Origin of the sequence: Streptomyces sp. NPDC046759 (assembly GCF_040645475.1) — a bacterium.
GTDB lineage: Bacteria > Actinomycetota > Actinomycetes > Streptomycetales > Streptomycetaceae > Streptomyces.
Genome location: NZ_JBEYYJ010000004.1, coordinates 247172 through 268584, shown reverse-complemented (window position 1 = coordinate 268584; position 21413 = coordinate 247172). Strand labels below are relative to the sequence as shown.

At 70.5% G+C, this 21413-nt stretch carries 24 protein-coding genes; 3 read left to right on the top strand and 21 right to left on the bottom strand.

From position 1 onward, the window contains the following. Positions 1-6: 6 nt before the first annotated feature. Positions 7-966 (bottom strand): LysR substrate-binding domain-containing protein, encoded by a 960-nt coding sequence (locus ABZ919_RS07895; RefSeq protein WP_361243932.1) that lies wholly within the window; start codon positions 964-966, stop codon positions 7-9. 121 nt (positions 967-1087) lie between these two features. On the opposite strand from ABZ919_RS07895, the gene ABZ919_RS07890 reads away from it, so the two are divergent. Then, on the top strand, positions 1088-1642 hold the full coding sequence (locus ABZ919_RS07890; RefSeq protein WP_361243930.1) for a peroxiredoxin: 555 nt from the start codon (positions 1088-1090) through the stop codon (positions 1640-1642). A 3-nt stretch (positions 1643-1645) separates the two neighbouring features. Next, a complete protein-coding gene (locus ABZ919_RS07885; protein ID WP_361243928.1) occupies positions 1646-2179 on the top strand; it encodes an alkyl hydroperoxide reductase in 534 nt (177 codons plus the stop codon). A gap of 21 nt (positions 2180-2200) precedes the next feature. On the opposite strand, the gene ABZ919_RS07880 is transcribed toward ABZ919_RS07885, so the two are convergent. The 7 genes from ABZ919_RS07880 to ABZ919_RS07850 all read right to left on the bottom strand — a co-directional run bounded on the left by ABZ919_RS07880 (position 2201) and on the right by ABZ919_RS07850 (position 10293). Continuing rightward, positions 2201-3595 (bottom strand): AI-2E family transporter, encoded by a 1395-nt coding sequence (locus tag ABZ919_RS07880; protein ID WP_361243926.1) that lies wholly within the window; start codon positions 3593-3595, stop codon positions 2201-2203. A 140-nt stretch (positions 3596-3735) separates the two neighbouring features. Further along, positions 3736-4431, bottom strand: coding sequence for a transglycosylase SLT domain-containing protein (locus ABZ919_RS07875; RefSeq protein ID WP_361243924.1), 696 nt, complete (start codon positions 4429-4431; stop codon positions 3736-3738). A 398-nt stretch (positions 4432-4829) separates the two neighbouring features. After that, positions 4830-6155, bottom strand: coding sequence for a PhoH family protein (locus ABZ919_RS07870; protein WP_361243922.1), 1326 nt, complete (start codon positions 6153-6155; stop codon positions 4830-4832). 373 nt (positions 6156-6528) lie between these two features. Continuing rightward, positions 6529-7302: an isoprenyl transferase gene (locus ABZ919_RS07865; RefSeq protein ID WP_361243920.1), complete on the bottom strand. Its 774-nt coding sequence runs from the start codon at positions 7300-7302 to the stop codon at positions 6529-6531. Positions 7303-8016: 714 nt separating this feature from the next. Then, a complete protein-coding gene (locus ABZ919_RS07860) occupies positions 8017-8802 on the bottom strand; it encodes a methyltransferase domain-containing protein (protein ID WP_361243918.1) in 786 nt (261 codons plus the stop codon). Between the two features lie 82 nt (positions 8803-8884). Next, positions 8885-9373, bottom strand: coding sequence for a GNAT family protein (locus ABZ919_RS07855; RefSeq protein ID WP_361243916.1), 489 nt, complete (start codon positions 9371-9373; stop codon positions 8885-8887). Positions 9374-9420: 47 nt separating this feature from the next. Next, entirely contained in the window at positions 9421-10293 is an 873-nt protein-coding gene (locus ABZ919_RS07850; protein WP_361243914.1) for an LLM class flavin-dependent oxidoreductase, read from the bottom strand. 87 nt (positions 10294-10380) lie between these two features. Here ABZ919_RS07850 and ABZ919_RS07845 point away from each other — a divergent pair, with 87 nt between their 5' ends. Next, positions 10381-10785, top strand: coding sequence for a DUF192 domain-containing protein (locus tag ABZ919_RS07845; protein ID WP_361243912.1), 405 nt, complete (start codon positions 10381-10383; stop codon positions 10783-10785). A 262-nt stretch (positions 10786-11047) separates the two neighbouring features. Here the strand turns inward: ABZ919_RS07845 and ABZ919_RS07840 are convergent, their stop codons facing one another. The 13 genes from ABZ919_RS07840 to cpaB form a co-directional block, all read right to left on the bottom strand. Further along, positions 11048-11671 carry an OmpA family protein gene (locus ABZ919_RS07840; protein ID WP_361243910.1) on the bottom strand — a complete coding sequence of 208 codons (624 nt, stop codon included), beginning with the start codon at positions 11669-11671 and terminating at the stop codon, positions 11048-11050. A gap of 7 nt (positions 11672-11678) precedes the next feature. Further along, positions 11679-12260, bottom strand: coding sequence for a hypothetical protein (locus ABZ919_RS07835; RefSeq protein ID WP_361243908.1), 582 nt, complete (start codon positions 12258-12260; stop codon positions 11679-11681). Positions 12261-12276: 16 nt separating this feature from the next. Next, a complete protein-coding gene (locus ABZ919_RS07830; protein ID WP_361244097.1) occupies positions 12277-12873 on the bottom strand; it encodes a pilus assembly protein TadG-related protein in 597 nt (198 codons plus the stop codon). Next, positions 12870-13067: a hypothetical protein gene (locus ABZ919_RS07825; protein WP_361243906.1), complete on the bottom strand. Its 198-nt coding sequence runs from the start codon at positions 13065-13067 to the stop codon at positions 12870-12872. The genes ABZ919_RS07830 and ABZ919_RS07825 overlap by 4 nt, the downstream gene beginning before the upstream one ends. A 104-nt stretch (positions 13068-13171) precedes the next feature. Continuing rightward, complete coding sequence (locus tag ABZ919_RS07820; RefSeq protein ID WP_361243904.1) at positions 13172-13924, bottom strand: response regulator transcription factor; 753 nt, start codon at positions 13922-13924, stop codon at positions 13172-13174. Between the two features lie 11 nt (positions 13925-13935). After that, positions 13936-15261 carry a histidine kinase gene (locus ABZ919_RS07815; protein ID WP_361244095.1) on the bottom strand — a complete coding sequence of 442 codons (1326 nt, stop codon included), beginning with the start codon at positions 15259-15261 and terminating at the stop codon, positions 13936-13938. Positions 15262-15505: 244 nt separating this feature from the next. Continuing rightward, positions 15506-16396, bottom strand: a complete 891-nt coding sequence (locus ABZ919_RS07810) for a DUF5936 domain-containing protein (RefSeq protein WP_361243903.1) — start codon at positions 16394-16396, stop codon at positions 15506-15508. Between the two features lie 12 nt (positions 16397-16408). Then, entirely contained in the window at positions 16409-17353 is a 945-nt protein-coding gene (locus ABZ919_RS07805; RefSeq protein WP_361243901.1) for a type II secretion system F family protein, read from the bottom strand. Between the two features lie 5 nt (positions 17354-17358). After that, entirely contained in the window at positions 17359-18696 is a 1338-nt protein-coding gene (locus ABZ919_RS07800) for a CpaF family protein (RefSeq protein ID WP_361243899.1), read from the bottom strand. Between the two features lie 16 nt (positions 18697-18712). Beyond that, the gene (locus ABZ919_RS07795; RefSeq protein ID WP_361243897.1) at positions 18713-19069 is read right to left on the bottom strand and encodes a TadE/TadG family type IV pilus assembly protein; all 357 of its coding nucleotides are present in this window, start codon (positions 19067-19069) and stop codon (positions 18713-18715) included. Beyond that, the gene (locus ABZ919_RS07790) at positions 19069-19398 is read right to left on the bottom strand and encodes a pilus assembly protein (RefSeq protein WP_361243895.1); all 330 of its coding nucleotides are present in this window, start codon (positions 19396-19398) and stop codon (positions 19069-19071) included. Before ABZ919_RS07790 ends, ABZ919_RS07795 begins: the two co-directional genes overlap by 1 nt. 61 nt (positions 19399-19459) lie before the next feature. Further along, positions 19460-20692, bottom strand: a complete 1233-nt coding sequence (locus ABZ919_RS07785; protein ID WP_361243893.1) for an AAA family ATPase — start codon at positions 20690-20692, stop codon at positions 19460-19462. Between the two features lie 12 nt (positions 20693-20704). Continuing rightward, positions 20705-21412 carry a Flp pilus assembly protein CpaB gene (cpaB, locus tag ABZ919_RS07780; protein WP_361243891.1) on the bottom strand — a complete coding sequence of 236 codons (708 nt, stop codon included), beginning with the start codon at positions 21410-21412 and terminating at the stop codon, positions 20705-20707. Position 21413: the final 1 nt, after the last annotated feature.

The window sequence follows — 21413 nt, the reverse complement described above, 5'->3', positions numbered from 1 at the left end:
CGGGCGCTAGTCCGCGGTGACCCGCACCGGGAGCGAGCCCAGGGCCCCGCGCAGAGCCCCGGCCAGCTCCTCGTACTCCGCGGAGCGCGCCGCCCCCGTCCGCATCGCGAAGGCAACGCGGCGGGTCGGTGCCGGCTCGGCGAAGTACCCGGTGAGCAGCTGGCTGCTGCGCGTCGTCTCCAGCTTCAGCGCGGTGCGCGGCAGCAGGGTGCAGCCGAGACCGCCGGCGACCAGCTGGACCAGCGTCGAGAGCCCGGCGGCCGTCGTGGTCACCGGCGCGTCCTCGCGGCCGGCCTCCCGGCAGATGTCGAGGGCCTGGTCGCGCAGGCAGTGGCCCTCGTCCAGGAGCAGCAGGTTGAGCTCCTTCAGCGCCTCGCGCGGGATGCCCTCGCGGCCGCCGAGCCAGTGGTCGAGCGGGGTGACGAGCACGAAGTCCTCGTCGAACAGCGGGAGTTCGACGACCCCGGGCACGCCGAGCGGCACCGCCAGCAACAGCAGGTCGAGGCGGCCGGAGCCCAGGCCGTCCACGAGGCTGGCGGTCTGCTCCTCGTGCACCTGCAGGTCCAGCTGCGGATAGCGCTCGTGGACCAGTCGCAGCACGGTGGGCAGCAGGTACGGCGCGACCGTGGGGATCACTCCGAGGCGCAGGACGCCCGTGAAGGGGGCCCGGACCGCCTCGGCCTCCTCCAGCAGCGCGCCGACCTCGTCCAGCACCGCCTTCGCGCGCACGGCCAGCCGCTCGCCGGCGGTCGAGAGCAGCACCTTGCGCGTCGTACGCTCGAGGAGGGTCACGCCCAGGGTCTCCTCCAGCGCCGAGACCGCGCCGGACAGGGCGGGCTGGCTCATCCCGATGGCGGCCGCCGCGTCCCTGAAGTGCAGATGCTCGGCCACGGCGGCGAACGCCCGCAGCTGGGAGAGGCTCGGCTGCCTCCGCTTTCCGTTACCCAAGGTCACTGATAACCACATCCAATCAACGTGACCAAGTGTAGCTATTTCCCTAATCAATGCACCCTGTGCCAACATCGACACAGTCCAACCCATGGGAAACATCCTCAAAAGGGGTGTTTCCTCGCTGCAAGGAGAGCGTGTGCTCACTGTCGGTGACAAGTTCCCCGAGTTCGAACTGACCGCCTGCGTCTCGCTGGAGAAGGGCAAGGAGTTCGAGCAGATCCACCACAAGTCCTACGAGGGCAAGTGGCTGGTCGTGTTCGCATGGCCGAAGGACTTCACCTTCGTCTGCCCGACCGAGATCGCCGCGTTCGGGAAGCTGAACGACGAGTTCGCCGACCGCGACGCCCAGGTCCTCGGCTTCTCCGGTGACTCCGAGTTCGTCCACCACGCCTGGCGCAAGGACCACCCGGACCTGACCGACCTGCCGTTCCCGATGATGGCCGACTCCAAGCACGAGCTGATGCGCGACCTGGGCATCGAGGGCGAGGACGGCTTCGCGCAGCGTGCCGTCTTCATCGTCGACCCGAACCGCGAGATCCAGTTCACCATGGTCACCGCCGGTTCCGTGGGCCGTAACCCCAAGGAGGTCCTGCGGGTGCTGGACGCCCTGCAGACCGACGAGCTGTGCCCGTGCAACTGGAACAAGGGAGAGAACACCCTGGACCCGGTCGCGCTGCTGGCTGGTGAGTGACCCATGTCGCTCGACTCGCTGAAGTCCCGCGTCCCGGACTACGCCAAGGACCTGAAGCTCAACCTGGGCTCGGTCATCGGCAACTCCGACCTGCCGGCGCAGCAGCTGTGGGGCACGGTGCTGGCGACCGCCATCGCCTCCCGTTCCCCGATCGTGCTGCGTGAGCTGGAGCCGGAGGCCAGGGCGAACCTCACGCCGGAGGCGTACACGGCCGCCAAGTCGGCCGCCGCCGTCATGGCGATGAACAACGTCTTCTACCGGACGCGCCACCTGCTGTCGGACCACGAGTACGGCACTCTGCGCGCCGGCCTGCGGATGAACGTCATCGGCAACCCGGGCGTGGAGAAGGTCGACTTCGAACTGTGGTCGTTCGCGGTCTCCGCGATCAACGGCTGCGGCATGTGCCTGGACTCGCACGAGCAGGTCCTGCGCAAGGCCGGCGTCGAGCGCGAGGTCGTCCAGGAGGCGTTCAAGATCGCCTCGGTGATCCAGGCGGTCGGCGTCACGCTGGACGCCGAGGCCGTGCTGGCCGAGTAGACGGTCCCGCGAAGGCCCCGCTCACCCCTGGTGAGCGGGGTCTTCCGCGTTCTGCTCGGCGGGGTCTTCCGCGTTCCGCTCGGCGGGGTCTTCCGCGTCCTGCGCGGCGAATGCGTCCGTGGGCGCGGCGGCGGCCTTCTGCCGCTGCAGCTCCTCCGAGTACTGCCGCAGGTACGCCACCACGGTGTTCGTCACCGCGACCAGCGGTACGGCGACCACGGCGCCGCCGATTCCGGCCACCATGCCCCCGGCCGCCACCGTGAGGACGACGGCCAGCGGGTGGACGCGCACCGCGCGGCCCAGGATGAACGGCTGCAGGACGTGGCCCTCGATCTGCTGGACCGCGAGGACCACCACCAGGGTCATGACGGCCGTGAAGACACCCTGGGTCACCAGCGCCACGATCACCGCGAGCGCGCCGGAGGCGACCGCGCCGACGAGCGGGATGAAGGAGAACAGGAAGATGAAGACGGCCAGCGGGACGGCCATCGGCACGTTGAGGAAGTAGATGCCGATGCCGATGAAGATCGCGTCTATCAGAGCGACCAGGACCGTGCCGCGGACGTAGGCGGTCAGCGTGCGCCAGGCGCGCGGACCGGCGCCGGCCACACCCGGGCGGGCGGCGGCGGGCACCAGCTTCAGGAACCACTCCCAGATGCGCTTGCCGTCGTAGAGCAGGAACAGCGTCGAGAAGAACACCAGCAGGATGCCGGTGAGGGTCTCGATGATGACCTGAACGCCCTCCAGGCCCGCGGACGTTATCTGGTCGGCGTTGGCGCCGATCGCCTCACGCAGGTTCTTGGCGATCTGGTTGATCTGCTTGTCGGTGACGTGGAACGGGCTCTTCAGCAGCCAGTCGCGCAGGTCGTCGATGCCGGACTGGATCTGGGTGGAGAGCGTGTCGATGTTCTCCATGACCTGCCAGGTCACGAACCAGCCCATCAGCGCGATGACGACGAACCCGCTGATCGCGGTGAGCGCGGTCGCCGGGCCGCGCGGCACTCCGCGGCGGGTGAGGCGGGCGACCGTCGGCTGCAGCAGCGCGGTGACGAGCAGCGCGATGACGAAAGCGAACACCACCAGCTGGATCGCGCTGATGACCCGCATGAGGACCCAGAGGGTGCCGGCGAGGACCAGCAGTCGCCAGCCGGCCTCGGCCGCCACCCGCACACCCCAGGGCACGGCCTGGGCGGGGTCGGGACGGGGGCCGGACGGAGCAACCGGCCGGCGGGCGGGCGGTACGACGGCGTCGACGACGGGATCGTCGGGGTCCGCGAGGTGCGACGGGGGCCGCGAGGTGTCCGAGGACTCCGGAGCGGACTCGCGCTCCACCTCCGCACGGCGCTCGTTCAGGCGCTCGCTCATCTCGGTGAGACCGGCACCGAGCTTGCCGAGCCACCCTGGCACTCGCGACATGATCCGTCCTCTTCCCCCGCGCCCTCGCGTGTTCGCCACCTCTCCTCCCCCCTGGAGGTGTTCGGGTACGACCGTACATGGCGAAAGCCCCTCCCCTGAGGACGGGGAGGGGCTGCGCGGGGTTGAGCGGGCCGACCGGCCTAGTACCAGTGGTTCGCCGCCCAGAACGACCAGGCCTGGCAGGGGCTGCCGTACCGGCTGTTCATGTAGTTGAGGCCCCACTTGATCTGGGTGGCCGGGTTGGTCTGCCAGTCGGCGCCGGCGGAGGCGTACTTACCGGCGGGCAGGGCCTGGAAGAGACCGTAGGCACCGGAGGAGGCGTTGGTCGCGTGGTAGTTCCAGCTGGACTCGTGGTCCACGATGTTGCTGAAGCACTGGAACTGGTCGCCCGCCACCATCTGCCGCGCCATCGCCTGGATCTGGGCGACGGTGTAGCTGCTCTGGACGGGGAAGCTGGAGGAGTCGCGCGCGCTGTCGCGGCTGGCCGCCGCCTTCGCCTCGATGCGCGCCTTGGCGTCCTTGGCCGCCTTCTCGGCCGCGGCCTTCTTGGCGATCGCGGACTCGGCGGCTGCCTTGCGGGCCGCCTCCTCGGCGTCCTTCTTGGCGCTCGCGTCGGCGGCGATGGCCTGGGCGTCGGCCTGCTGCGTCAGGGACGCGGACTGGACCTGGGCCTGCTGACCCGCGGGTATGTCCGCGAGGAGCGTGGTGTCGGCGGCCGTCGGCTCGGCGTCGTTGTTCTGCGCGACGCTGCCCGAGGCAACTCCGACGACGCTCCCGACGGCGGTGACCGCGGTGGCCGAGGCCACTGCGAATCCCCGGACCGAAATCCGGCTCACACGGTTTCCTTCCAGCATCGCCCGCTTCGGTGACCCTGGCGGACGCAATCGTGCCCCTGACACTGGCCTCCCAACTGCGGGGTCACGGGAGGCGCGGGCCCGGTGGGCAACTCCCCGGAGGGAGCGCCGCGTGGTGCGCGGGCGGCATACGACGAACTCTATGGAGTTGATGGTGCTTCTGTGGTGCTGTACCGCTGGGGGTACAGGTGTGTCGTATGCGGGGCCTGACAGGACTGAGACTCTGCCGTAACCGGACGCCGGGTGGCAATTCTGCGTTGAGTGTGAAAGCTCACATCCCGTTTGGCCCAGGGGATTTCCGGAAAGCCCCACACACCAAGGCGCCGCCCGGCTAGGCTCTTGGCCTTTGCCGGACGGCGCCAACTGCTGTGCAGGTGAGGTCAGATGTGACCGTCCTCCAGCATTTCGGTCACAAGCGCCGCAATCTGGGACCTCTCCGACCGAGTCAGGGTGACATGGGCGAAGAGTGGATGCCCCTTCAGCTTCTCAACGACGGCGACCACACCGTCGTAGCGCCCGACGCGAAGATTGTCCCTTTGTGCCACATCATGAGTCAGAACAACCCGTGAATTGGCGCCGATTCGGGACAGAACGGTCAGCAGGACATTCCTTTCCAGTGACTGCGCCTCGTCCACGATCACGAAGGCGTCGTGCAGCGAGCGGCCGCGGATGTGGGTGAGCGGAAGCACCTCCAGCATCCCGCGCGCGGTGACCTCCTCGATGACCTCGCGGCTGGTGACCGCCGACAGCGTGTCGAAGACGGCCTGCGCCCACGGGCTCATCTTCTCCGCCTCGGTGCCGGGCAGATATCCCAGCTCCTGTCCACCGACCGCGTAGAGCGGACGGAAGACCATCACCTTCTGGTGCTGGCGGCGCTCCAGCACCGCCTCCAGGCCCGCGCACAGCGCCAGCGCCGACTTTCCGGTGCCGGCCCGGCCGCCCATCGAGACGATCCCGACGTCCGGGTCGAGCAGCAGATCGAGCGCGATGCGCTGCTCGGCGCTGCGGCCCTTGATGCCGAACGCCTCGCGGTCGCCGCGCACCAGGCGGACGTTTCCCTCGGCGGTGATCCGGCCGAGCGCCTTGCCGCGCTCGGAGTGGATGGTCAGGCCGGTGTGCACGGGCAGCTCGGCGGCCTCGGGAACGTACAGATGCCCTTCCTCGAAGAGGATGTCCACCTGTTCCCCGGACAGGGTGAGTTCGCTCATCCCGGTCCAGCCGGAGTTCTCCGTGATGGCGAGTTCGGCGCGGTACTCCTCCGCGAGCAGACCGACCGAGGACGCCTTGATCCTCAGGGGCAGGTCCTTCGACACGACGGTGACGTCGTACCCCTCGGCCTGCAGGTTGCGGGCCACCGCGAGGATGCGCGAGTCGTTGTCCCCGAGGCGGTAGCCGGTGGGCAGCACGCTGGGGTCCGAGTGGTTGAGCTCGACCCGGATCGTCCCGCCGAGTTCCCCGATCGGGATGGGGGCGTCGAGGCGGCCGTACTTCACCCGGTAGTCGTCCAGCAGGCGCAGCGCTTGTCGGGCGAAGTAGCCGAGTTCCGGATGGTGCCGCTTGGCCTCCAGCTCCGTGACCACCACGACGGGGAGCACGACCTCGTGCTCGTCGAAGCGGGACAGGGCGTTCGGGTCGGCCAGCAGGACGCTGGTGTCGAGAACATAGGTGCGCCGGTCTGGCTTGTGGCGCTTTGTGCTGGTCACCACGGAAGGACGTACCCCCTCGGATGAGGTCAGGGAGCGACGAAGTGGAAGCCGGGCCGGGAGGGTGGGGGAACCACGGCCGGTGCCGGGCCCCCGCGGACGGCGGGCCGACGACCGGCCCTCCGCGGCTGCTTCCGTGCAGTGACCGCACGGTCGGGCTCGTGCAAAGGGCCTCCCGGGCGGACGGCCCCGTGCCGCCCGCTGAGATCCGACACCCGTGGTTCGGGTGTCGACCTGCTTGCTGTATGCCCTCGAACATGCACCGCCATGCAAAAGCGGCCATCGGCGTGCCGGTGAACTCCTTGTTACATCCTGCCGAACCGGGGTACGCCGAACGCCCCGCCGGCCGGGCGGCCGACGGGGCGTTCGGTGCGCCTCAGCCGCCGTAACGGCGGTGACGTGCGGCGTAGTCGCGCAGGGCGCGCAGGAAGTCGACCTTCCGGAAGGCCGGCCAGAAGACCTCACAGAAGTAGTACTCGGAGTGCGCGGTCTGCCACAGCATGAATCCGGACAGCCGCTGCTCGCCACTGGTGCGGATGACGAGGTCCGGATCGGGCTGGTCGCCGGTGTAGAGATGACGGCCGATCATGTCGACGTCGACGGACTCGGCGAGGTCCCCCACCGTCACACCCTTGTCGTGGGCGTCGAGCAGCATGGAACGGACGGCGTCGGCGATCTCCTGCCGGCCGCCGTAGCCGATGGCCACGTTGACGAGTATGCCGTCGATGTGGGCGGTGGTCTCCTCGGCTTCCTTCAGGGTGCGCTGCATGCCGCCCGGCAGCAGGTCCATCGTGCCGACGTGGTGCACGCGCCAGCGGCCGTCCGCGGCGAGCGTGCGGACGACGTCCTCGATGATGCCGAGCAGCGGGACGAGTTCCTCCTGCGGCCGGTCGAAGTTGTCCGTGGACAGCAGCCACAGGGTGACGACCTCGACGTCGGTCTCGGTGCACCAGCCGAGGAACTCCTCGATCTTGTCCGCACCGGCCCGGTGGCCGTGGACGGTGGTGGAGCCGGACGCCTTCGCCCAGCGGCGGTTGCCGTCCATGATGACGCCGATGTGCTTGGGCACCTGAGCGTGGTCCAGGTGGCCCTCCACCCGGCGTGCGTAGAGCCTGACGAGCAGGCTGCGCAGGTTGTCGCGCAGGTTCACGTGGCCCTCCGGGGGTGGCGCGGGGGTGATAGGTGGCGGAGCCGTTGAGCCTACCCCCGCTGAGGGCTTGGTTCCGGCTCGGGGCTTGGGGATGGGGCGCCCCTGGGATGGGACGCTCGGCCCCCGCCGGGAGGTTCCGGAAGTTCCCGGCAGAAGCCTCCGGAGGTCCCCGAGCGGGGCCCGCCGTCGGTGGGGAACGAAAAACGGGCCGGTCCGTGGGGGGGAGACGGACCGGCCCGAGGGGGGGTTTCCACCATAACCCTTCGTGAGGGATCGTGGGTGCATCGGCGTGGCACAACTACTCTCCGGAATCGTCCGGCGACGCCGCGGTGGCTGCGGAATGCTGGATTCAGGGGTGCCGCACGCCGATTCACAGCAGAATCCCAGGAAAATCGGCCGGATGCGAAAGGATTCGGAAGGATCCGCAGGGTTTACGCCATCTTGGGGGCGTGTCGGCGAGCCACGCCGGGGTCCCTCCGATGGGCTACCCGGCCGGCGAACGATGACTTGACCGTTCCGCTACGGCAGCGCCGAAGGATCGCTCTGCTTCAGTGGCACCGCGCAGCCCCCTCCGCTGCGCGGTGCCCCCCGCGCAGCTTTGCTGGCGCGAATTACATTGGTCTGAACTTACGTGACCGGTGAGGCGGATGTGAACCCAGTGAGATAACGATGTGGAAACCTCGGGAAGACCCGGGGCAAGGGTCTCCCCGGCCGTCAGCGGGCCGCTTTGCGGACGTCGAAGAGATGCCGGGTGCTGTGCGCCACGAACGGTCCCTCCTCCTCGATCCGCTCGTGCAGCGCACGGAGTTGCGGCTCGTACGCCTCCGCCGTGAAATCCGGGACCATCCACACCACCTTGCGCAGGAAGTGGACGACGGCGGCGATGTCGTGGAACTCCATGCGCAGGCGCTCCGCCCGCAGGCCGGCCACCTCCAGGCCGGCCGCCTCGGCGTCGGCCCGCTCCCGCTCGGGGTCCCGGCCGGCGCGCACTTCCTCCGGCTGCGGCCCGAGGAAGTACTCGACCAGCTCGAAGACGCTGGCCGGCCCGACATGCTGGGCGAAGTACGCGCCACCCGGCCGCAGCACCCGGGCGATCTCGTCCCAGTACGGGCGCACCGGATGGCGGCTGAGCACGAGATCGAAGGTCCCCGCGGCGAACGGCAGCGGCGCGTCGTCCGCGGCGGCGACGACCACCACCCCGCGCGGCCGCAGCAGGGCGGTGGCCTTGGCCACGTTCGGCGGCCAGCCCTCCGTCGCGGCGGCCAGCACCGGCCGCGCCGGCTCGGCCCTGCCCAGCGCGAAGTCCAGCACCTCACCGCCGCCGGTCTGGATGTCGAGCACGGCACCGGCACCGGCCAGCCGCTTCCCCGCCGACGCGGCGTAGCCCCACGAAGGCCGCACCTCGCTCGCCCGCCCCTCGAACCAGGAAAAATCCCACCCCTCGGTGGGTACGGCGTCGCCCTCGGCCACGAGGTCTTCGAACGAACGCTTCACTGCCATACCGTCCATGATCACAGGACGCGACCGCCCCTGGCCTGCTGTTTTTCCGCCCACCCGACGGCATGCGTGGCGGGGACCGTCCTCACCCGGTCGCCGCCGGGCCGCCGAGGACGAGCAGGACGTGCTCGTCCTCCCCGTGCCGGACGGTGCCGGCCCGCCGGAATCCGTGTCTCTCCAGCAGGCGGACGGAGGCGGTGTTGCCGCCGAAAGGGTCCGCGTACAACGGCCGTACGGGATCCATCTCCAGGAACAGGCCGAGCGCGCGGGTGCCGACGCCGCGGCCCCAGTAGGGCCGCCCGAGCCAGTATCCGACGAACCGCCGCTCGCCCTCCGTCCAGGAGACGACGCTCCCGGCGACCTCGCCGTCCAGGGTGACCGTCCGCACCAGGCAGTCCGGATCTCCCAGCACACGCTCGCGCCAGTGCCGCAGGAAGGCGTCCCGCGGGCGTGGGGTGAACCGCGACCGCCGGAGCGCCTCCGGGTCGTGCTCATGGGCGAGGAAGACGAACAGGTCGTCGTCCGTGACCCCCCGCAGGCTCACTTCGCCGTGCTCACCGCGCTCTTCGCTCATGCCGGGCAGTGTGACAGCCGCCTCTGACAATGCCTCGCCACCTGCGGTCACGGCACGAGCGGCCGGACCTCCTCGGCGGTGAACCGCACGAACCCCTCCGGGTCGGGCTCGTCCGCGGTCGGCTGCAGCACGACGGTGTCGGCACCCGCCTCGGCGAGCCGGCGTACGGCCGCCGCCACGGCGGCTGCGTCGCCCGCCACTCCCACGTCCGTGGCCGACTGCAGTCCTTCCGCGACGAGTTCGGACCGCAGCCGGGCGCCGGCGTCCGGCCCCGTGGCGGTCAGGAGGTAGACGACGACCTGATGCGGCTCGCCGCGCCCCGCCTCTTTCTGCCCCTCCTCGATGAGCTGCCGGGCCTGCCGTACGCCGTCCGGGGAGGTGGAGGCGGTGAGGACCGTACCGTCGGCCCGGGCGCCGCAGAGACGGAGCGTTCGCGGCCCGGTGGCGCCGGCGAACACGGGAGCCGCTCCCTGCGGCGGCCAGTCGAGGGCGACGTCGTCCAGGCAGACGTACCGTCCCCGCACGCTGAGCCGTTCGCCGCGCAACAGGGCGCTCAGGGCGTCGAGATGCTCGCCGAGGAGGGTGAGCGGGGAAGCGGCGCGGGCACCGACCTGGCCCATCCAGTCCTGCACGCCGTGCCCGACGACGAGGGTCGCCCGGCCGGGGAACATCCGGTGCAGGGACGCGGCCTCCATCGCGGTCAGGGCCACGTTCCTGAGGGGAACGGGCAGCAGTCCGACCCCGACGCGCACCCGCTCGGTCCACGCGAGCGCCGCGGCGGCGGTCGAGATGCCGCCCTCCCGGAAACAGTCCTCCCACAGCCACAGTTCCTCGAGCCCCGCGTCGTCCGCGAGGCGGGCGACCGCCCGCAGGCGCTCGGGCGGAAGCTGGGGGCGGAACACGACACCGAGTCCAGTCATGAGCCCCTTACTAGTGGGGAGGAAGGCGGGTGACAACCGATTTCGCCCGGCGCCGAGTCGGCGGCGCGGCAGGAGGGGACGAGGGACATGGGCAGACGCTGGCGGGACGGCACCGGAAGACTGATCGTGCCGAGCGGTGAGGCTGGGCGGGATCCGGTGGTCCTTCCCCTGGAGATCGCTGCCTCCTACCGGTTGCGGACCAAGGGGCTGCTGGGCCGGGACTCGATCGCCGGGGCGATGCTGCTGTCGCCGGCGAGCGGGGTGCACACGTTCGGGATGCGCATCCCCATCGACGTCGCCTACCTGGACCGCCACCTGACCGTCCTCGCCGTCCGCACCATGCCCCCGGGCCGCCTGGGCCTGCCCCGGCCATGGGCCCGGCACGTGCTGGAGGCGGAGGCAGGAGCCATGGCGGGGTGGGGGCTGCGGGCGGGGGTGCGGGTGGGCGTGGCCCTCGAAGGCGGTGCCGGTGGTGCGGGTGGCTCGGCTTGAGGGCGTTTCAGTGGCGCGCCCTGGCATCGCGGCATGAGAGCTTCAGGGACGTTCAGGGGCGAGGAGTTCACTGCGGCGGAGGTGCGGCTGCCGGAGCCGGGGTCGAGACGGCGGTGCCGGTCGGGGTGGCCACGATGCGGAAGCGGTACGAGGGCGAGGCCGCCGGAGTCTCGGGGACACTGCTCACCGCGGCGTACGACCGGTCCGGCGTGGTTCGAGTACGAGGTGGGTGACTAGCGGGCGGCTCCAGCCCGTTGCTGGGTCACTCCTGGGTGCGGGGGAAGGACACCTCCACGCGGCGGTTCTTCCTCCGGCCCTCCTCGGTGGAGTTGTCGGCGATGGGGTACTGCTCGCCGTAGCCACGGACCTCGAAGGTGATGTCCGGGGCGTTCAGGTCCTGGTCCAGGACGGCCTGGACGGCGTTGGCGCGTTGCCTGGACAGGATGTCGCCGTGGGCCGACGAGCCGAGGTTGTCGGTGAAGCCGAAGACGCGGACCTGGGTCGCCTTCTGTTTCTCGATCTCCTCGGCGATGGCCTGGATCCGGGACTTGGCCTCGTCGCCGAGTCTGGCGCTGTCCTTGCCGAACAGCACCTCCGCCTGCAGCGCGAACGTGACGTCCGCGTTGGTGTCCTCCCGGCGCTCGTCCCCGCTCTGGTCCTCGACGACCGACTTGATGTCCAGCACCTTCGGCGCGGCGAGGGTGGCCCCCTCGGGCAGCTTGAGGTCCGGGTCCTTGGGGTCGATCTTCACCGGCGCGGAGGCGGAGGGTTCGGTGACGGGGGGCTGACTGGGGTCCGTGCCGTCGGCGCGGGCGGGGGTGGCGGTGAGGAGGAGGGTGGCGGTGAGGGCGAAGGTGACGGTGACGGTGGGACGGGGGGTGGTCACTTTGGCCTCACCCGGAGATCTTGATGGTGGCGGAGGAGAAGGTGGGCAGCTGGAACTCCACCTCGGCCGTGTTGGCGGGAGGGGCCGGGAACTGCATGAAGACGGCCAGGGTGGCACCAGCCTTGAGAGTCGAGAACCCGGTGGTTGTCAGCGGGCGCCCCTCGGTGTCCCGCAGCACGTAGTAGCGCTTCTTGCCCTGCGGATCGACCAGTGTGGCGCCGCCCAGGGACCTGCCGTTCTTGATGATCTCGGTTTCGTTGCCGCTCAGGGCGGACGGGATCGCGACGGTCTGAGCCCCGTCGTTCTTCAACGTGCCGTTGAACGTGACGAAACCTCCCGAGTCCCGTTGCGCGGAGGTGATCTGGAGGAGCAGGCCCTCCGACCCCTTCAACTCGGCCAACGGCCGGTCGGACTGGCCCTCCTGGGCGCTCGGATCGGAGCCGGACCTCCGAGAAGCGGACGCAGAACTGTCCGGCTTCTTGTCGTCGCCGCCACCCCCGCCGCAGCCGGCCACACCGACAGCCAGACCAGCCGCAAGGGTCAATGCGGCCATCCCCCTCCGGGCCTGCGCAGTGAACCGCATGCTCATCGCTCCGCTTCCTTCGTCATTGATCGTGTGCTGGTGAGTCGGCCAGGTGAACATCGAAGAGGTCTTCGGGTCGCGGGAGTCCTGACGGGTCGTCCGGTTTCAGCACCCATACCTTGCCCCTGCAGGTGAGTTGCGGAAGGTCGTCGCTCTCGACCACGCCGTGGGGGAAACTGCAGAGGGACTGGATCACGGCCGTCGCGTGCGCCGTCGCATGCACGCCCTCAGTGCCAGGCACGACGGAGTCACCCACGGGCTTGATCGTCGTGGCCTTGACGACGTAGCTCAGTGGCGGACGGAACTCGCATTGATCCGTCGCGCCGTTATCTGCGGCGAGTTGGTCGGCTCGCGAACAGAAGTCACCGCCCCCGTGGCCTTCGAAGATGGCTTGCCACTTGGCGGGGTCGCGTACGTCTTCCACCCACATGCCCGCGAGTTGATCGCGGGTCTTCTGGGCTGCCGCGAGAGCCGCCGCGTCCGCCGCCGTCTGCGCGCTGCTCCGGTTCACCGACGCCTGACCGACCGCAAGGTAGACCAACGCAAGAAAGAGCAGGCCTGCCACCACCGTGATGTAGATGGGGAAGGCCTGCCCTGCGTCGCGACGGGGAGGGTTCAGCCGCCGGTGACCTGGGCGATCTTGTTGGTGATCGCGTCGAAGATCGTCTGCCCGATGCTCGTACCCGTGATCGCCAGCACAATCGCCACCACCACCGCGATGATGCCCAGGTACTCCACCGCCGTCTGCCCCCTGTCGCTGCGAGCAACTCGGGACTGCAGGTACGCGACGGTGGTGTTGAACCAGTTGCTCATGGTGGTCCCCTCCGGGTTCGCCTCCGATCCCGGCACCGTACGATCCGGCACTCGCGTCACCGAAGGGCCCCAGGGCCCAACCGCGGGCCCATTCCCCGCCCACCTCAAGCCACCCCCAGCCACTTGGCGGCCGCCTGGGACCGGGTGGTGGACTGGAGTTTGGCGAAGATGCGGTTGATGTGGTTCTTGACCGTCTTCTCGCTGATGAAGCACGCCGCGGCGATCTGCTGGTTGGTCATGCCGGACGCGATGAGGTCCATGATCTCCGCCTCCCTCGTGCTCAGCCGGAAACGTGAACGGAATGACTGTCCCACAGGAGATTGCAGTTGCGAAAGACTTAATGGTGGGTCTTCCCTTAAAAAATCGGGCATTTGAGGGCCCCCACGTGCAGGTGCATTCGCATGAAGTTCCGACAGCAACGCCTTCGCCGCTCCCGGAGTGACATGTGGCCGCCCCTCCCGGACGTCCCGGACCGCACGCAGCAGCTGCTCCGTCGTGAACTCGCCGTGCACCAGGTATCCCCCCGCTCCCAGTCGCAGCGCCTCCCGCACGGTCTCCGTCTCATGGCTGTAGGTGAGCATCATGACCGGCGCCAGCCGCACCAGGTGCGGCAATGCCGAGATTCCGTCGACCCCGGGCATCCGGACGTCGAGGAGGATGACGTCCGGCCGGTACCGCAGAGCCGCGTCGTACGCCTCGCGGCCGTTCGTCGCCTCCGCCACCACCGTGGTGTCCTCGCGGCCCGAGAGCAGGGCCGTCAGGCCCGCCCGGACCACGGGGTTGTCGTCGGCCACCAGCAGGCGCAAGGGGGCGGGCGTCGGCGAAGGGGCCTCGGGCCAGGTCTGACTGTGCTGCATGGCGCCTCCTCTCAGGCTTCCCGGAACATGGGGTCGGAGCTGTGCCGAGCCGGCAGGGGAAGTTCCACGCGCACCTCCGTGCCCCGTTCGTGCCCGCCCCGGCCGATGCGGATCCGGGCACCCGTCTGCGCGGCCCTCTCGACCATGCCTAGCAGCCCGAAGTGGCCGCCGGCCCGCAGCCGTTCGAGCGTAGTGCCGGATGGGAGGCCCCGGCCGTCGTCGTACACGGAGAGGCGCAGCAGGCTGCCGTGCACCGTCACCCGTATCTCCACGTGGGTCGCGGAGGCGTGTCGGTAGGCGTTCTCCAGCGCTTCCGTGGTGATGGAGAGGAGGTGGTGGGCCGTGGGGGCGGGCAGCGCGGGGAGGTGGTGCGGGCCCGCTTCGGGGCCGTCCGGCCAGGAGACGGTGACCGGAAGGCCCGTGCGGGTCGTGAAGTCCGCTGCCACGAGCTCGAGTTCGCTCCACGCGGGCGTCGGAGGCGGCAACGCGGCGGGGAGCGGGGACTCATGCGCGTCCCCGGTCCCGCACCCCCGCGCATCCCCCGTCCCGCTCTCGTGCACCTGCACGGTCCCGGCCGGCCGGTCCTGCTGCCGGCCGCGCAGGTCCGTCAGCAGTTCCCGTGATTCCGCCGCCGCCCTGCGCGCCGAGCGGGACACCAGTTCCGCCTGCTGCCGGATGCGGTCGGGGTCGGGTGCGTCGGCCGAGGCCGTCGCCGCCAGGCCGTCCGCCGCGAGGGCCACGCCGTACAGGGTCTTGGCCACCGAGTCGTGCATCTCACGGGCCAGCCGGGCGCGTTCCGCGCTCACCGCCTCCGCCGCCGCGAGGCGGGCCTGCACCGTCGTCAGGGCGTGGGTCGCGGCGCCGAAGCGGAGCATCAGGTTGCGCAGGGTCGAGCCCATGGCCCCGGCGATGACGCACAGGCCCGGCAGGAGGAGGGCCTCGGCCACCGGTGCGTGCCGGTCGGCCTTCAGGGTGGCGTGGACGAGCAGCAGGATCAGGGACTGGAGGGAGGCGAAGCATGCCGCCCCGCGCCAGCTGTAGACCAGGCCCGCGAGGAGCGGGGTGCAGACGCTGACGTAGGCCAGAGTGGTGTCCGGGCCCGCCGAGATCAGGAGGAAGGAACCGCAGACGGTGTCGGCGGCGAGCAGGCTGGGGTGGCGCAGCAGGAGGGGGCCGAAGCGTTCCCAGTCGCGGAAGAGGACGTAGGACGCCATGAAGGTGACGACCACGGCCGCGCCGACCAGGCGGACGCCCAGGCCGGGGGCCGCGTGCAGCAGGGCGGCGGGGGCGGCCAGGGCGATCATGGCCAGGCGGAAGCCGAAGACCTGCCGGCACATGGCTTGCAACGCACTGATCTGGATCTTCTCGGAGGGTTCGGCGACGGCGCGTTGCGTACCGGCCGCCGCCTCCGGGCGGCGAACGAAGCGCCCCCGGGCCCTCTTCGACCGGCTCAGCCGACCCGCGGCCCCCTTCGACCGGCTCAGCCGGGCCGCGATTCCCTTCAACCGGCCGAGCCGGACCCAGAAGGCCGCACCTCCCCCGCGCCCCTGTTCCGTCAGACCCGCCACCGTCACGTCCGCCTCACTTCCCCGTGAGGGAGCCGAAGTCCACGCCGGAGCCCAGCAGCAGTCCGGCACCCAGCAGCAGCATCGTGGCCGGGACCATGAACGTGGTGATCATCAGCGTGGCCTTGGGCACCGCGCGGGCGGCCTTGCGGCGGGCGTTCTGGGCGTCGGTGCGGCGCATGTCCTTCGCCAGGGAGACCAACGTGTCCACGATGGGGGCGCCCAGCTCCTCCCCCTGCTGCAACGCCGTCACGAACATCGCCACCTGCTCGGAGTCGTTCCTCCGCCGGAGTTCCGCGAAGGCCTGGCGGCGGCTCATGCCGAGGTCCATCTGGCGCAGTGTGATGCGGAGTTCGTCCGCCCAGGGGCCCTCGTACCGCGACGCCACCCGGTCCAGCGCCTGACGGAAGCCGAGCCCGGCGCTGACCACCACCGCCAGGACGTCCAGGAAGTCCGGCAGCGTGCGCTCGATGACGTCCTTGCGCACCCGGATCGCCGACCAGATGCCGACCTCCGTCCAGAAGGCGCCGAACAGCAGCAGCAACAGGGCCACGAACCACTGGCCCCGCAACAGGAACACCAGGCACCCGACGCCGCCCAGGGCGCCGTAGACCGCGCGGCGTGCGGCGTAGCGGTCGATGGTCAGGCCGCCGGGGTTGCCCGCGAGGTCGATCTTGCGGCGGTACCTGGCGACCAGGCGCGGACCCATCAGGCGCAGCACGGCGGGGGCGTAGCGCATGCCCATCCGGTCGATGACGGAGCCGACCGCGCCGGTGCGGGTGGCGCCGACCTCCAGGGCCACGGCCAGGTCGCCGGGGAGCTTGGCGTCCGCGCGGTACATGCGGACACCGGCGAAGGCACCCCAGACGCCGAGGCCCGTCAGCAGGGCGAGCAGGAATCCGGCCATCGGGCCGCCCCCTCACACATCGATCCGGCTCAGCCGCCGGATGAGGACGAAACCGACGGCGTACATGGCGAAGGCGATGAGGACGCAGACCTGGCCGACCGGTGAGCCGGTCATGCGGGCCAGCGCGCCGTCCTTGACGCCGTTCATCAGGAAGAGCGCGCCGACGCCGAGGACGGGGACGGCGTACGACGTCATGGTCACCTGGGAGAGCTGGGTGCGGATCTCGCGCCGGGTCTCCTTGCGCTCCTCCAGGGTCTCGGTCAGGTTCCGCAGGGCGCTCACCACCTGGCCGCCCGCGCGGTTGGAGAGGACCAGGGTGGTGACGAGGACGACCAGTTCACGGGACGGGAGGCGGTCGGCGAGTTCGCCGAGTGCGTCGTCGAGGGAGTGTCCGATGGCCAACTGGTCGGCGACCTTGGCCAGTTCCTGGCCGGCCGGAGCCTCCAGCTCCTCCGCCGCCATGCCGATCGCGGTGCGCAGGGCCAGACCCGCCTGGGTGGCGTTGGCCAGGATGCGGGCCAGCTCGGGGAGCTGGTTGATGAACCGCTCGATGCGTTTCTGGCGCTGCCAGTTGAGGAACTGGACCGCCGCCCAGATGCCGAGCAGGCCGGCGAGCGGCCCGAAGAAGGGGGCCAGGGTGGCCTGGCCGATCAGCCAGAGGGCGGCGACCGTGACGAGCATGCAGACGAAGAACTCGCCCGGGGTGACGTCCAGACCGGTGGCCGCCAGGCGCAGTTCCAGCCAGCGGCCGAACCGGGTGCGCCGCAGCCGCCGGTCGAGGTCGCGGAAGCGGCGCCTGCGCCCGGTCGCCGGAACCTGTCCGGTGTGGATGAGCCGGTCCACGAGGGCCGCGCGCTGGGCCCGGCCCGAGGCGTAGGCGTGCACGCCGGCCACCGCCAGGACGCAGGTCAGCAGCGCCACGCCGGTGGTGAGCTGGACGAGGGTGTGGAGTTCCATGGGGCCTACCTGGCTTCTCGGGTGGCGAGCTGGTCCACGGAGTGGGCGACTCCGAAGGCCTGCGGGACGGGTTGGCTCGCCATGTAGAGGCGGTCGGCGGTACGGCGGGGCAGCGGGAAGTACTGGAAGGCGCCGTACACGCGGCCGTCGGGGGTCATGGGCCGGGCGTCGAACCGGGCCACGGTCGCGATCCGGTACGGCTCCCCGCCGTGGCTGTCCAGGAGTGCGATCTCGGTGATCCGGCGGGCGCCGTCGGCGAACCGGGTGAGCTGGACGATGACGTCGACCGCGCTGTTGATCTGGTCGTGCAGGGCTACGAAGGGCACCTCGACGTCGGACATGGAAGCGAGGGTCTGGAGCCTCGTCAGCGCGTCCTCCGCGCTGTTCGCGTGCACCGTCGCCAGCGATCCGTCGTGGCCGGTGGACATCGCCTGGAGCATGTCGAGGGACTCGCCGCCGCGTACCTCACCGACCACGATCCGGTCGGGACGCATGCGCAGGGAGTTGCGGACCAGGTCGCGGATGGTGACCTGGCCCTTGCCCTCGACGTTGGGCGGCCGTGACTCCAGGCGGACCACGTGCGTCTGCTGGAGCTGGAGTTCGGCGGAGTCCTCGATGGTGATGATGCGTTCGTGGGACGGGATCAGTCCGGAGAGCGCGTTGAGGAGGGTCGTCTTCCCGGTGCCCGTGGCCCCCGACACGATGATGTTGAACTTCGCCTGTACCAGTCCCGCCAGCAGATACACCATGTGCTCGTCCAGCGAGCCGAAGGAGATCAGCTCCTGGAGGGTGAAGGAGCGCGGGAAGCGGCGGATGGTGAGGATCGGGCCGGTCAGCGACAGCGGCGGGATGATGACGTTGACGCGCTCGCCGGAGGGGAGACGGGCGTCCACCATCGGATTCGACTCGTCGACACGCCGGTTGACCGTCGACACGATCCGCTCGATGGTCTGCATGAGCTGGTCGGCGGAGACGAACCTCAGGGGCAGTTGCTCCACGCGCCCGCCGCGCTCGACGAAGATCGCGTCCGGCCCGTTCACCATGATCTCGGTGATCGAGGCGTCCTCGAGCAGGGGCTCCAGGATGCCCAGGCCCAGTGCCTCGTCCACGACCCGGCGGATCAGCTGGGAGCGCTCCACGGTCGACAGCACCGGGCCCTCGCGGCTGATGATGTGCCCGAGCACCCGCTCGAGCCGCGCCCGGCGTTCGGCGGCGGCCAGCGAACTCATCTCCGCGAGGTCGATCTCCTCCAGGAGCTTGGCCCGGTAGGAGGCGACCAGATGCCCGTCCTCGCCCCGGCTGGCGTGCTCCTCCGGAGCGCTGATGCGTGCCCGCAGGCTCATGTCGGCATCTCCTCGCCTAGTGGTCGAGCGGCATGGTGGCGGACTTGACGGCGGGGTCGAAGTGCCAGCCGGGGACGATCTGGGGGACCTCCACGGTGGCCGTGACGGTGACCGTGCCGGCATCACCACCGCCTCCCCGGCCGCACGACACGGAGAGAGCGCCGCTGACCGCCTGGGCGCACGCCTGCTGCGGATCCTGTTCGAGGGAAGCGGCCCGCGCTCCCGCCCTGGCCGCCGTGCCGGCCTGCTCGGCGGCGTAGGCGATCGCCCCGATCTGGATGCCCGCCATGGCGACGATCAGCAGGACCGGGACGAACCCGAGGTACTCGATGGCGACTTGGCCCGCGTCCCGTCGTCCGCGCCGGTACGGCATCACCGCTTCACCTCCTCGACGGCGCCGGCGTGGCCGTGCACCGTGGCCGGAAAGGAGATCACCCCGGGAAAGAGAACGGGGACCTTGAGGTAGACGTCTGCCGTGACATAGCCGGACGGACTGCAGTTCACCTTTGCGTCCCCCCTCCACGCCTTCGACAGGTGTTTCAGCCCGGCCGCCGAACAGGCCGCCTGCCGCGCGTCGCCTCGCGGTGCCGCCGTCCCCGCCCGCACCCCCTCGTCCGCAGCATTCCCGGCGAGCGTGAAGGTGTATCCCACGAGCACGGCCTGCCACACGAGCACCAAGGTCAGAACGATCAGCGGCGTCATCCCCAGGAACTCGATGCTGACCTGTCCCCGGTCCCGTCCCTCAGCCCGTTTCACGGTCCGCTCACTCCTTCCGCCGCCGGAATCCACCCGGGCCGCGCCCGCTCCCGCGATGCGACCCGTCGGCGGCCTTCACCAGCTCCAGCTCCCCCGCGAGCGCCCACAGAGCCTGCTTCACCGTGCTCCTGCCGTCGAGTTCATGGAGCCGTCCGGCGTCCACGACGGCCTGCAGTTCCTTGAAGTTGGCGGGTACGGCCGTGCGCGCGAGAGCGGTCCCGGTGATGCGCTGCACCAGCGCCGGCTGGATCTCCGCGCTGCGCGTGTGCCGGTTGACGACCAGCGTGGTCTCCTCGGCCTTGCGGATCTGCAGCCGGTCCCACATCCGTACGGTCCGCTTGGCGGCGCGGACGGCGATGACGTCCGGGGTGGCGACGAGCAACGCGGTGTCGGCCATCTCCACCGCGGCGGCGCCCGCGCCGCTCAGCTGGGCGCCGCAGTCGACGACGACCACCTCGTAGCGGGAGCGCAGGGCGCTGACGATCTGGCGGGCGGCGCGGTCGGTGACCTCCTCGCCCCGTTCGCCCTCGGCGGCGGCGAGGAGCAGGGCGAGCCCCGTGTCGTGGCGGAAGACGGCGTCGGCGAGGACGCGGGGCGAGATGTCGGTGATGGCGGCGAGGTCGACGACGGACCGCCGGAACTGGATGTCCAGGTAGGAGGCGATGTCACCGGTCTGGAGATCGAGGTCGACCAGGGCGGTGGGACGGCCGGAGGCCTGCGCGGCGAGGGCCAGCTGGATGGCCGTCAGGGTGGCGCCGACGCCTCCCTTGGCGCCGCTGACCGTGACGACCGTACCGCCGACCCCGCCGAAGACGTCGGCGCCGTGGCCGAGATGGCGCCGTACACCCGTCGACCACTGGGCGACGGCCTGGACGCGGCTGGCGAGTTCCTCGTACGACAGCGGGAGCGCGACCAGGCCGCGGGCGCCGGAGTCCATGGCGGCGGAGAACAGGCCGGGGCTCGCGTCGGTGGTGACGAGGATGACACCGACGGCCGGGAAGCGCAGGGCGACCTCGCGGATCAGTTCCAGGGCGGGGACGGGCCCGATGCGCTCATGGACGACGACGACTTCCGGGAGTTCGTCCACGGACTCGGCGGCGAGGCGGGCGAGGGTGTCGACCAGCTGAGTGGAGTCGCCGGCCGGTGGCTGGGGTTCGGCGTCGGGGAGCTGGCTGAGCAGCGTGACGAGAGAGCGGACGGCGTCGGGGTCCGCTCCGGCCGGGAGGATCCTGGTGGGCATGCCGGCCGCCTCTCACTTGTCCGTCGCGAGTTCGTAGGTGCGGTCCTTGTCCGGGACGTTGGTCTCGCTGCCCGGCGCCACCAGCGCGAGCCGGACGCGCTGGGCGAAGGACTCGGCGTAGGTGATGCGCTGGGCGTCGAGGGTGGACAGCGCGAACGTGATGGGGACGGCCTCGCCGGCCTGCTGCTGGTTCTTGCTCTGGTCCGGGTCGAGGGCGGTGATCTGGCCGACGTCGAGGACCCGGGCGTCGGAGACGATGATCTTCGACTGGTCCGGGTCGCCCTCCTTCTTGCCGGCGAAGGTGGCGTACACGTTGACGTGCGATCCGGGGGTGATCTTCCCCGCCACGCCCGTGGCCGCGTCGATCATGATGGCGACCTCCTGCTGTCCGGGCTGGAGGGCGGGCTGGTCGACGACCATGTCGGTCTGGAGCAGTGAGCCCTTGCGCAGGGTGGTGACCGCGATCTTGCCCTGGATCTGGTGGAGATCGGTGACGGCGTTGCCGGACAGCCACCGCCTGGGCATCCTGATCTTCTCGAACTGGCTGGTGTCCAGCGCGGTGTACGGCTTCACGTCGGACCTGACCCGGTAGGCGGTGACCTCCGGGCCGACCTTGGAATTCACGTTGCGGACGATGGAGAGCACACCGGCGAACGCGCCGAGAGCGCACAGGACCGACAGGATCAGCAGTATCACGCCGCGGCGCTGACGGGAGTTCATG

Excerpts from the sequence above, each read along its gene's own strand:
- ABZ919_RS07835 (WP_361243908.1), bottom strand. The coding sequence starts at position 12,260 with ATGAGCATGCGGTTCACTGCGCAGGCCCGGAGGGGGATGGCCGCATTG.
- ABZ919_RS07805 (WP_361243901.1), bottom strand. The coding sequence starts at position 17,353 with ATGGAACTCCACACCCTCGTCCAGCTCACCACCGGCGTGGCGCTGCTG.
- ABZ919_RS07810 (WP_361243903.1), bottom strand. The coding sequence starts at position 16,396 with ATGGCCGGATTCCTGCTCGCCCTGCTGACGGGCCTCGGCGTCTGGGGT.
- ABZ919_RS07790 (WP_361243895.1), bottom strand. The coding sequence starts at position 19,398 with ATGACGCCGCTGATCGTTCTGACCTTGGTGCTCGTGTGGCAGGCCGTG.
- ABZ919_RS07860 (WP_361243918.1), bottom strand. The coding sequence starts at position 8,802 with ATGGCAGTGAAGCGTTCGTTCGAAGACCTCGTGGCCGAGGGCGACGCC.
- ABZ919_RS07845 (WP_361243912.1), top strand. The coding sequence starts at position 10,381 with ATGGGCAGACGCTGGCGGGACGGCACCGGAAGACTGATCGTGCCGAGC.
- cpaB (WP_361243891.1), bottom strand. The coding sequence starts at position 21,412 with ATGAACTCCCGTCAGCGCCGCGGCGTGATACTGCTGATCCTGTCGGTC.
- ABZ919_RS07855 (WP_361243916.1), bottom strand. The coding sequence starts at position 9,373 with ATGAGCGAAGAGCGCGGTGAGCACGGCGAAGTGAGCCTGCGGGGGGTC.
- ABZ919_RS07825 (WP_361243906.1), bottom strand. The coding sequence starts at position 13,067 with ATGAGCAACTGGTTCAACACCACCGTCGCGTACCTGCAGTCCCGAGTT.
- ABZ919_RS07885 (WP_361243928.1), top strand. The coding sequence starts at position 1,646 with ATGTCGCTCGACTCGCTGAAGTCCCGCGTCCCGGACTACGCCAAGGAC.
- ABZ919_RS07820 (WP_361243904.1), bottom strand. The coding sequence starts at position 13,924 with ATGCAGCACAGTCAGACCTGGCCCGAGGCCCCTTCGCCGACGCCCGCC.
- ABZ919_RS07895 (WP_361243932.1), bottom strand. The coding sequence starts at position 966 with ATGTGGTTATCAGTGACCTTGGGTAACGGAAAGCGGAGGCAGCCGAGC.
- ABZ919_RS07795 (WP_361243897.1), bottom strand. The coding sequence starts at position 19,069 with ATGCCGTACCGGCGCGGACGACGGGACGCGGGCCAAGTCGCCATCGAG.
- ABZ919_RS07800 (WP_361243899.1), bottom strand. The coding sequence starts at position 18,696 with ATGAGCCTGCGGGCACGCATCAGCGCTCCGGAGGAGCACGCCAGCCGG.
- ABZ919_RS07815 (WP_361244095.1), bottom strand. The coding sequence starts at position 15,261 with ATGTGCCGGCAGGTCTTCGGCTTCCGCCTGGCCATGATCGCCCTGGCC.
- ABZ919_RS07785 (WP_361243893.1), bottom strand. The coding sequence starts at position 20,692 with ATGCCCACCAGGATCCTCCCGGCCGGAGCGGACCCCGACGCCGTCCGC.
- ABZ919_RS07850 (WP_361243914.1), bottom strand. The coding sequence starts at position 10,293 with ATGACTGGACTCGGTGTCGTGTTCCGCCCCCAGCTTCCGCCCGAGCGC.
- ABZ919_RS07880 (WP_361243926.1), bottom strand. The coding sequence starts at position 3,595 with ATGTCGCGAGTGCCAGGGTGGCTCGGCAAGCTCGGTGCCGGTCTCACC.